The following is a 10,412-nucleotide window of genomic DNA, read 5'->3' as shown; positions in this document are numbered from 1 at the left end:
CGGCACATCTCCAAATTGTATCCCGGATTGGTATGGTGCAACATCGCGGTCCGGGGCACCTGGGGACCCTACAAAGATAAAATGTCTAAATTCGGACAATGGACCCTGGAACCCTTCGGGGGCTGCGCCAATGCCTTTGTCCATAACACCGGCTTTCCCCAGGATCAGTTGCCCCGGGGTCGCGGTGGTGACCCCACCCGTTCCGGCGTCTGGTTCGCCGACTTTGTGGCGGGGGAGCAGGCGGCTAATACTTTGCTGGCCGCGATATATTGGAGAGATGAATTAGGCGGCACCGGCCAGTTCTGCGAGGTCACCGGGGCTGAGTCGCAGATGGACATCCTGGACTTTGACATTAGCTGGTACGGCTTCAACGCCAGCATCAAGGCCCGGACCGGCGCTTGGGACCCCAACCTCAACCAGTATGAGTGGAACCCCTGCCGGGACGGCTACATGATGATCGGCGGCCAGACCGACCGGTTGTGGTATCGTATCGGTATGTGTATTGAGCGCGACTTCCCGCAGTTCGGGCGGCTGATCCATGAAGACCCCATCCTCAAAGAGATGGGAGCCCGGAACGCCCTGGAAATGCTGACCAAAACCTATACCCTGACCACCCGCTGGCTCAGAGACATCAACCGGATTGAAGCGGAACAAAAACTCCTGGAGTACGAAATCGCCGCCGGTCCGGTGTTGTTTATTGACGAAGTCTCCGAGTTCCCCCATTTCAAGTATCGTCCGTGGGTGTGCACTATTGATACCGATCATTATGGCACGCTGCTGTTCTCGGTGCCCCCCAACAACTATCAGATGCGGACGCCGCACCGGGTCAAAGTATTGGGCCGGCCGCTGGGCTACGATACTTATGAAGTCATGATGAAGTACGCCGGGATCGGTCAGACCAGAGTAAACGAACTCAAGGAAAAGGGGGTTATCTAATGGCGAAGGACCCAAGAGTATGTCGGCTGGAGGAGCTGGACGGCCCCAAAAGCAAACAAGAACTCGACGAAATGAAGATGCCCTATGAGGATTACTGCCGGGCCGCCTTCGCGCCGGGCGGTGAGTTCTCCAGGCCCCTGTCGCTTAAAGGCATCCGCTGGCTTAGCACCACCATGTATATCTTCACGCCCCATTCTGTGTCCAACCTGGCCGAACTGGGGGCCGAGGTCATCAAAGTCGAGATGCCCCGCATGGGCGACCCCATGCGTCACTGTGCGCCGTTCAATGAGACCTATCTCTATCCCTTGCATGACACCCGGCCGATGACCGGGACGGGCATGGGTTATTTGAATGCTAATCCCAACGAATATCACATTACCATGGACTACCACCTGGACGAAATGAAGGAAGCCTTCTATCGTCTGGTGAAAATGTCCGATGGACTGACCGAGTGCTATCGGCCCGGGACCTTTGACCGCTGGAAACAGAGCTACCGTTACCTGATTGAGATGAACCCCCGGTTTATCTATGTCTGGGGCGGCGGCTTCGGTTACGGCCCCAAGGTTTTCGGGGGCTCCTATGACATCCTGGGTCAGGCCCATGCCGGGTTGGCTTCAGTGACCGGTATGCACGAATTCATGGGCGGCCACTGCACCAAACACTCCAACTGGTGCATTGACTGGTACTCCGGCACCCAGATCACCTTCGGCATTCTGGCTGCTATCCATTGGCGGCGGAAAACCGGGCTGGGCACCATGATCGAATTCTCCCAGGTGCAGGCTGCCACGCGGTGCCTGGGCTACGCTGCGCCGCTCTATGGCCGCTTTGGCATCGTCCGCCAGCGTTGGGGCAACTGGGATACCCAGCTCTGCGTCCACGGCATCATTCTGGCGGGCAAATCCGACTACCCGGATGCCATCAATCCGCAGGACCGGCTGGATGCCCGCTACGTCATGGTCTCGGCCTTCAACGATCCGGACTTCAAAGAGCTGTGCGAGGTCATCAAGAAACCCGATCTTTACAGCCGTTATCAGAAGCATAAGGACCGGGTCGAGGGTGAGGCTCAGGTCGAAATCTATGCTGCGTTGGAGGAGTGGGCCAAGGATAAGTCCAGAGGCGATGTCGTCCGCATTCTTCAGGGTGCTGGTCTCTTAGCCGAACCGGTGATGAACGACCGGGAGGTCTATGAGTGTGAACACTATCGGCTGAGAGGCACTATCCGCTGGCAGGATGATCCCATCTTTGGCGATGTCTTGGCCATGGGGTCTTACGGTGCGGGATTGATGTCCAAGACGCCGCGCAGACTCTACTGGATCTGGCGGCCGGTGGGCGCCGACAACGTAAAGATTTACCACGAGCTGCTCGGGTATCCAACAGCCAAGATCGAAGAGTGGTACTCCAAGGCCATGATCTAAAAGGAGGGAGCGCTGTGTGTGATATTATTTGGTGTAAAAAAATGGTGGACGGAAAACCGTGCAACACCGTAAATTATCTGGATCCTTATTGCTTCTGGAACTGGGAAGGCAAGGTGAACTGTGCTGAATGCGGTACGGTTTACTACATCCATATGATCCAGGGCCACATGTATAAAGGCCCGGAGGAGAGGCCGGGGGAAAAGCCCGATACCAGCCCCCTCTATGCCGATAAACCCTTGGATGGCTACTCCAACTATTCGCCGGGCGTGGAAGGTCGGACCCGACCCTTCGAGTGCCTGCCCCGCCATATTTACCTAGGCGTACCTGACATGCGGAAGTTCAGCATCCGGGGCCGTCCTCTCAGGGGCTGGCGCCCGCAGCCGCCGGACGGAGGCATCGCCGGTAGCTATAAGTTCAACTGGGATCTGAAACGGCTTTCTCCTGAGGTGTGGGAGGAATATCAACGCATGCTCAGGGACGGCGAAGTCAAGGACTGGTAATAGGGAACGGTGATAAAGAAAGGAGTGCTACATGAGCGGGACTGAAGGATTAACTCCACGACAATTCTTAGATAAAGTCCTGGAGCCGGAGAAGGAAACCGACCATATCTGCTGGCAGTGCGAGCATCTCAAACCGGTGATCAAAGGTTCCAGTTTCCCGCCCGCGGACATCATTGGCTGGTGTAAAAAAATCCACTGGCCGCATTATTGGTGTGTAGCGGATTTTAACGTGATCAAAAAGTGTTACGCCTTTGAGCCGAAGAAGTAGGATGGAAGACAACGTCCGTAAGGAACTGGAAGTTATCAAGACCATGGTCCTCAACTGGAAGAGGAGCTATCTCGGGTTTGCCACCCCCGAGGGGGGGGATGAATACCTGGCGGAGGAATTTGCCGCCGAGATCAGTGAGCACATCTCCCCCTTTGTGATGCGGATGTATGCCTGTAAATACCTCACCCCGGATGAGGTCAATGATTTCTTGGACGTCTGCTATAATGAGGTGGAGGACCTGCGCCAGACTCTGGAAACCATAGCGGCTCCACCTCAGAAAAAAGGACTATTGGTTAAGTTTGTCGAGCACACCAAGAGTGTTTGGCGGAAATAAGGTGGCTTACAAGGCCGGAAAATATTACCTTGTTTAACCGCCGAAGCCGTGGTGACAATGGGACCGAACAGATTGGTATCTAAAATATAAGGAGGGTAAGCATGCCAGCAAAATGTCGTGTTGGTGTATGCGGATTCGACCCCATGCTCGTCAAAGGATATGTCAAAACCGGGTTCAGAGCCTTATGGTGGCATATTCCTGATGAGCTTTATGAGGAATTTAAAGTTAAGCCGAATGATCATATTTCAGGCAAGATCCTGAAGGTTTATACCGGCAAGACCGGGCAGGTGACACATGAGCCCAATGAGACCTTCCACTGGAAGTTCTCCCGGGAGTCGGGCCTGGCGGTGTTGCTGCCCCCGGAGATCATCACCAAATATGAACTCACTGAGTTCCACTTCCTTGAACTGTTGATTGAGAGTATCAACGAGCAGCCGGTCTATCCGGGGGAAGAAAAGATGAGCACCAAGTGGTGGCCGGAAGACAAGATGAAACTCGGGTTCACCCTGGATTATATCCCGGCCTAGCTCAAGTAACGAAATAACTACATCCCCCTCCCCATATCAATGGGGAGGGGGATTATTTTATCTGTCCTCAGCAGCATTCAGAGCAATTTTCCCGATTACTGACGTAAGGCAAGTTGATCATCTTGGCCAGAATCAGCCCGTCTCCAAATATTGTTGAGAATTGCACTGAATTAGATTATTATAAAACCACTTAGTATCATCAGAAGGTAAAGGAGCAGATATGACCGAAAGAGCTAAAGACCAAGACCAGCGGGAGCCGCAACCGGAGCAGGACCCCCAAGTGCAAGCGGAGTCGCCACCGGAAGAGCCAATGCACCCCGGCTGGCAGACTTTGGCCCAGGTTTTTAACAGCACCGACCCTTTTTTTGAAAGATTCCTTTATCTGCTGGGCTATGATTACTCTTCCAATGTTTATGTGATTACCGGCGACTATTTGACGGTGGTGGATCCCGGTAATGACTACACCACGTTTATGGACCTGTTCCGACGCGGGTTCAAGCCCACTGAGATTAAAAAGATTGTTCTCACCCACGGACACCGTGATCATTCTATGGGGGCCTTCGAGTTTATCAGATCGTACCCCAGCATTATCCAGACCGGCGGCTTTGAACTAATTCTGCACCAAGAAAGTCCCCAGGTCCTGAAAAAGGCGATCACCGATTTCGGCTGCCGCTTTACCGAAGTCAAAGGTGGAGAAATACTTGAACTTAGCGGGCTGGAATGGGAAGTGATTTATACCCCGGGGCATACCATTGATGGCATCACACTCTATCACGCACCATCAAAAACCGCAATTACCGGTGACACTGTCTTACCGCACGCCATGGCCAGACCGGACCAGAGTGCCGGTGGCCGGATGGATCATTATTTACATGGGGTAAAGACCCTACTCAAAAAGGATATTGCCAATGTTCTGCCAGGTCACGGGATACCAGTGGCGGCGCTGGGCAACCATGTGGTCGAACAGACCTACGAGAGCCTGATGCTCGAGATTATTGGGGTGCAGGATAAGATTCCTTGGGTTGATGGGGCAGCGAAATTAGTCCAAAAAGGCCTGCTGGAAGAGGCGGTATTTTGCTGTGATAAAGAATTAGAGCGTGATCCAGAAAATATGACTGCCTTGCAATTAAAGGCCTTCTGTTTAATTGACCTGAACCGCTGTAAGGAATCTGTCCAACTGCTTGATAAAATTCTGGCGCAGCAACCGGAAAATGCTCACGCCCTGGCCGGCAAGGGTCAGGCATTGCTGGGGCAAGGGAAATACGACGACAGCGTCGAGTATTTCAATCAGGCTTTGCAGATCAACCCCGACCTGAAAGAAGCCCAAATATATAAAGGTATGGCCCTGTATCTCGCCGGACGCTATGACGAAGCCATGGATATTGAGGCTTTCAGCAGTGAGTTTATCAGCCGGTTTAAGGAGCAATTGGCAACCAAAGTCCAGCCGACAAAATAATCTCCGGCCTGATCTCTTGCCCTTCGCAGTTAGCGGCAAGGCAGTTGGGTCAAAAAGGGGATTGGTGAGATGGAGGGCGGTCTTAAGGTTAATCACGTTTGGCGGCCAAGCGGCCCCGCGGCTGGGTCTGGAGCCAGGCCTTGAGATTCAGTACCAGCTCATAGGTCAGGTAACGTTGATGAGGTCCTTTACCTAATTCTATTCCTGGTTTATTAGCCCCGTGAAAATCCGAGCCCCCGGTAACCAGCAGGCCTAATTCCTGGGTTAATCTGAAGTAATCGGCTTGCATGTTCTGGGAATGCTCTGGATAGTAGACCTCCAGGCCGGCCAGCCCCAGTTCCTGCAATTCCTGTAACTGGGCTTTTAGTTGCTCCAGCCCTAACCCCAGGGTAAAGGGATGAGCCAGGACTGGAATACCCTGGGCCTGACGAATCAGAGCGATGGCTTCAGCCGGAGGCAAGCGAAATTTGGGCACATAAGCCGGACCACCCTGCCGCAGGTACTGGTCAAAAGCCTCTTGCTGATCCTGGACATAACCTTTGACCACCAGGGCCCGAGCAATATGCGGCCGGCCGATCTGACCTCCCCCTGATACCTGCAAAATATCTTCCCAAGAAATGGTTAATCCCAACTGGTTCAATTTTTCAACAATACGGGGATTACGATGAGCCCGGGCTTCTTTCAACACCTGGAGTTGCTGGTTAAAAAGAGGCTGCTGGTAATCAATGAAATATCCCAGAATATGCATGGTGCCCTCCGGGAAATCAGCACTGATCTCGATTCCCGGAATCACCTCAATCCCTAATTGCGCCCCGGCCTGAATAGCTTCCGCCACCCCATCGATGGTATCGTGATCGGTCAGCGCCATGGCCCTAAGGCCCCGGTCCCGAGCCATAGTTACTAACTCCTGGGGTCGGAAAGAGCCATCCGAGGCGGTAGAATGGGTATGTAAGTCCACATAATCCATGAAACGATCTTACCTTAAAGCGGGCTCTATCGGTCCAGCTTCTTCAATAGCAAAATTAGCCTTTTTCTGGGCCAGTACTGCCCATCCCAAGACATCCCGAGGTGCCAGCCGGTCCAGTAAGCGACCCAAGAGATAGAGAAAATATTGTCCTGGGGCCATTAATATGGTTGCCACAGCCCAGCGCCACCGCCGGGGTAGCCATCCTAACAGAGTAATTAATAATTTTACCAGTTTTTCCCCCAGCCGGGTAAAAACAAAGGTGTAAAGGCCGCCTATGGATTCCAGGGCCACCACCGCTAGCTGTTGGCGATTGAGCAGGTAAATCAGGCCATATCTGGTAAACCGGTAATAATCATGGGGTTCATAGTGCAGGGGCCACATTTGGGGAGTGGTAAGGTAAAGCCAGCCTTGGGGTTCTAAAATGCGGGAGGCTTCGGCAAGGGCAATGGCAGGGGTAGGCACATGTTCCAAGGTTTCGGTGAGCATAACTCCACTAAAGCTGGCGTCCTTAAAGGGCAGGGTCAGAGTGGAACCGACTACCTGGATTACCGGAGTCATCGCCTGATCCAAGGAGACGATGGTACACTCAGTTAGCTCGCGATGATATGGCCCCCAACCCGCCCCCAGATCAGCCACCCGACCTTTCAAGTGCGGGACCCCTAGACGCCGAAAAGCCAAGCGTTGACAACGCTTTACAGGGAAAAATTTTAGCTCATTTTCGGACCACAAGACTTTTGACAACCGCCTGGCAGCTGCTGAATCTGATGAACCATTCAAACTCGAAGCCGCCTGGAGTTCGGGTTTTCGCAGGACCTAATGGTTTACCAACTAAATCTGTTAATTCATTCAGTCCGAGGCCGTAAAAAACCCGAAGGCCGGGGTTCCGGCCTCCGGGGGTTAGAAATGATAAGTTACGCCAGTCTGAACTTGTTGGGATACTCGTCGTACAGCCGACGCATATCTTTTTTGATCATCTTGCCGGTGGGGGTCCGGGGGATGGCTTCCAGGAATACCACTTCCCGAGGCAGCTTGTATTTGGCTAAGACGTCAATGCAAGAATTTACGATTTCTTTGGCCAATTCCTCAGAGGGCTTATAGCCGGGTTCCAGTTCGACCATGGCGGTAGTCCGCTGACCGATGATTTCATCCGGAATGCCGACCACACCCGCATCCCGCACCGCGGGATGACGGATCAGGGCGTCTTCGATCTCAGTGGGTGCCAGGCGGAAGCCAGAAGACTTGATCATATCGTCTTCCCGAGCCTGGAAATAAACAAAGCCGTCTTTATCCATATAAACGGCATCGCCCATCATATTATAGCCGTCCTTGACGCCCTTTTTCATGGTTTTCAGAAGCTTGTTCTCCTGGATGTAGGGCTTCCAGTAAACCGTGCCGGTGGGGCCTTTGACCAGCATGCTGCCCACTTCGCCCGGGGCACACTCATGTCCATCGACATTGACCACTTTAATCTCATAACCAGGCAAGGCCTTGCCAATGGAGTCGGGCACCGGAAACTTGCTCATGGTGTTAGAGGTTACCAAGTGAACCATTTCGGTCGCCCCCAGGCCTTCCCAGATGGGCATGCCGGTCTTGGCCTCCCAGGCCGCCAGGGTCTTGCCGGTCAGGGCATCGCCCCCTGTAGTATACATCCGTACACTGGAGCGGTCATAATCATCAAAATTGGGCATTTCCAGCAGCTTCCGGTAGGCGGTGGGCAAGCCGGTGACCACATTGACTTTGTGTTTTTGGATCGTGGACATCATGTCATCAGGAGTAAACTTGGGCAACAACGAGATCGTCGCGCCCGCGGCAAAGGGAATCAGACAGAAGGTGCCGTAGCCCGCAGCAAAGGAGACCGGCGCCGAGCCGCCCAGCACCTCGCCGGGTTTGAGTTTATAAACATATTTATTAACTAAGTTGGATTCGACAATGACCTCCCGGACAAAATGGACGCAACCCTTGGGCTGACCGGTGGTCCCGGAGGTATAAAGGATGACCCCGATGTCATCCAGATTGAGTTTGAAGTTGTCAAAAGTATCCGGAGCCTGAGCCATGAGCTCTTCAAAACACAGATATCCCTTGGCCTTGACGTCCTCTGGTTTACCACCGACCACAATGATCTTGGTGGGAAACTGGAATTCGTGCTGGCCCTCTTCTACCGCCGTCATCAACGGCGCACTGACTGCAAATGCCGCAAATTCAGCGTTATTCAAGGTAAAAGCGATTTCTTCCTTGGCCCACAGGGGTGATACGGGCACTGGGATGGCCCCGACTTTCTGAATGCCAAAATTAATGGCTACCGCCTGGGGGGTGTTGGTCATGCGGATGCCCACCCGGTCCTGGGCCATGACACCCTGGTCTTTCAGGATATTGGCAAACTTATTAGCCAATTTCAGAAGCTCGTTATAGGTCACCTTCTGGTCGCCAAACAGGATGGCAACATTATCGCCCCGACCCTCTTTAACATGCTTGTCGAGAAACTCCTCAGCAATGTTTACCTGAGCCGGCAGATCTTTGAACTCATCCGGTATTGGTTCATCAGGCCAGAGTTCTCGGGGGGGTAAGTAATCGGCAGGAATCTCTTTCTTCATAAGCCTTAACCTCCTTGGTGGATTGATTAGACATTGATTGTTTTAGCCTTTTGATAATCATACTAAATCGTGTGAATCTTATAACAATCCCTGGCTCTTGTCAAGAAATTTGCGAGGAATCGGCCTGCCAAAGGAAATATATCGCCTAGACCCCAAGAAAGGGTTAAAATTCCTCCGCCACCGGTCGAAACCAGTAAATTATCTCCAAGGAGAAGATCCTGGGGAGGGTGGGGGTGAAAAGAGAATTAAAATAGAGGTTCCGGAAAAGATCAGGACCTCACCAGGAGGTCCTGATCTTTTATCAGATTTTTACACCCCGCCGCTCAGAACAGCCAATAGGCGGTGGCCCGGAAGCGGTTGTCGTTCTGGTCGCCGGCTCCGTAGAAGTCCCGGATCAGGCGGCTGTAATCGACCTGAAACTTCTGGTTGTGCCCGAACCGGTACCAATTGAGGCCGACGGTGAACTCCCGCAAGATCCCTTCCCGGGCATTGACGATCCGGTTGCCGTCCCATACCGGCACCAGGTAATTGGTCTGGTTGGCATTGGTCGCCAGGTAGCTCCAGGTATAGGGATTGTCGGCATCCTTCACCCGATTGGCATAGGCGTAACGAAACACCGCCTCCAGTTTCTTGGGAATGATGAATTGACCGGCGGCGATATACCAGGCCTCCCGGTGGGCGGTGCGGTGGCCCTGGCCGAACTGCCCGGCAATAAAGGTATTGGGCCGGAATTCAGTGTAGGTCTCCCGGGCCCATTCCGTCTGCAGGGAGAAGCCGTGCCACTTGAAGACCGCGGCCAGGTCAAAGCCGTGGTTGGCGGTGTCATAGGTTTCGGGGGTCCCAGTGCCCGGGCGGTTGGAGCGGTTCTTGTCCTTGTTGGTGAACAGCGACCCCAGCATATAGAACATCGGCCAGCCGGTATGGTAGTTGTAGTCGCCCTGCATGGACAGCTCCGCATTATCCGGTCCGCCATTCGGGAGGGGGGCGAATAACAACCGGCCGGTGTACAGGAATTCCGCATCATTCATATCATCGATGCCCCGGCTGTTAGGTCCGTTCCAGATGCCGGCCCAATAGCGCAGGTTGCGCGGCGCCCAAAGGTCCAGATCGCCCATGAGCATGAAGCCCTGGGAACGATACAGGTTGAAGCCCGCGGTATTGTACCTTTTGTTCCCGACCCCCTGGGTGGCGGAGCCGGACGGCCCGCGGAAATCGGCATTGACCCCGGGCCAGTGGTTATCGGTCTCCCCGGAGAAGATGGAGCGCTCCACAAAATTGAGTTTGAACCCGGACTGCCAGAACTCCAGCCCATAAGCCACCTTGCCCCGGCCCACCCAGGGCTGCAGGAACTTGTAACGCCCGTACCAGACCGCGGCGTCATGCACGTTGACCGCCTGATTGGGTTCCAACTGCACCTG

The 10,412-nt window shown here is 53.7% G+C and carries 11 protein-coding genes; 7 read left to right on the top strand and 4 right to left on the bottom strand.

Translation table 11 applies throughout. The annotated features are described in order from the left end of the window. From JRG72_10735 to JRG72_10705, 7 genes are all read left to right on the top strand, one after another. Positions 1 to 936, top strand: a 936-nt coding sequence (locus tag JRG72_10735; protein ID MBW2135680.1) for a CoA transferase, incomplete at its 5' end; no start/stop codon positions are given. Beyond that, positions 936 to 2,351 (top strand): CoA transferase, encoded by a 1,416-nt coding sequence (locus tag JRG72_10730; GenBank protein MBW2135679.1) that lies wholly within the window; start codon positions 936 to 938, stop codon positions 2,349 to 2,351. The genes JRG72_10735 and JRG72_10730, both read left to right, overlap by 1 nt. A gap of 14 nt (positions 2,352 to 2,365) precedes the next feature. Further along, entirely contained in the window at positions 2,366 to 2,851 is a 486-nt protein-coding gene (locus JRG72_10725) for a hypothetical protein (protein MBW2135678.1), read from the top strand. 31 nt (positions 2,852 to 2,882) lie between these two features. After that, entirely contained in the window at positions 2,883 to 3,119 is a 237-nt protein-coding gene (locus JRG72_10720) for a hypothetical protein (protein MBW2135677.1), read from the top strand. 1 nt (position 3,120) lies between these two features. Further along, positions 3,121 to 3,453, top strand: coding sequence for a hypothetical protein (locus JRG72_10715; GenBank protein MBW2135676.1), 333 nt, complete (start codon positions 3,121 to 3,123; stop codon positions 3,451 to 3,453). Positions 3,454 to 3,554: 101 nt separating this feature from the next. Further along, positions 3,555 to 3,980 (top strand): hypothetical protein, encoded by a 426-nt coding sequence (locus JRG72_10710; protein MBW2135675.1) that lies wholly within the window; start codon positions 3,555 to 3,557, stop codon positions 3,978 to 3,980. 220 nt (positions 3,981 to 4,200) lie between these two features. Continuing rightward, complete coding sequence (locus tag JRG72_10705; protein MBW2135674.1) at positions 4,201 to 5,436, top strand: MBL fold metallo-hydrolase; 1,236 nt, start codon at positions 4,201 to 4,203, stop codon at positions 5,434 to 5,436. 88 nt (positions 5,437 to 5,524) lie between these two features. Here JRG72_10705 and JRG72_10700 read toward each other — a convergent pair whose 3' ends face one another. From JRG72_10700 to JRG72_10685, 4 genes are all read right to left on the bottom strand, one after another. Beyond that, positions 5,525 to 6,403: a PHP domain-containing protein gene (locus JRG72_10700; GenBank protein MBW2135673.1), complete on the bottom strand. Its 879-nt coding sequence runs from the start codon at positions 6,401 to 6,403 to the stop codon at positions 5,525 to 5,527. Between the two features lie 9 nt (positions 6,404 to 6,412). After that, positions 6,413 to 7,144 (bottom strand): class I SAM-dependent methyltransferase, encoded by a 732-nt coding sequence (locus JRG72_10695; protein ID MBW2135672.1) that lies wholly within the window; start codon positions 7,142 to 7,144, stop codon positions 6,413 to 6,415. Between the two features lie 170 nt (positions 7,145 to 7,314). Beyond that, the gene (locus JRG72_10690) at positions 7,315 to 8,994 is read right to left on the bottom strand and encodes an acyl-CoA synthetase (protein ID MBW2135671.1); all 1,680 of its coding nucleotides are present in this window, start codon (positions 8,992 to 8,994) and stop codon (positions 7,315 to 7,317) included. Positions 8,995 to 9,317: 323 nt separating this feature from the next. Next, the coding region (locus JRG72_10685) for a hypothetical protein (protein ID MBW2135670.1) at positions 9,318 to 10,412 on the bottom strand (1,095 nt) is incomplete at its 5' end.

The organism is Deltaproteobacteria bacterium (genome assembly GCA_019309545.1).
In the GTDB taxonomy this organism is placed as follows: Bacteria; Desulfobacterota; Desulfobaccia; order Desulfobaccales; family Desulfobaccaceae; genus Desulfobacca_B.
Note: the sequence above shows the minus strand (reverse complement) of the source record. Positions and strands in the feature narration are given on the sequence as shown.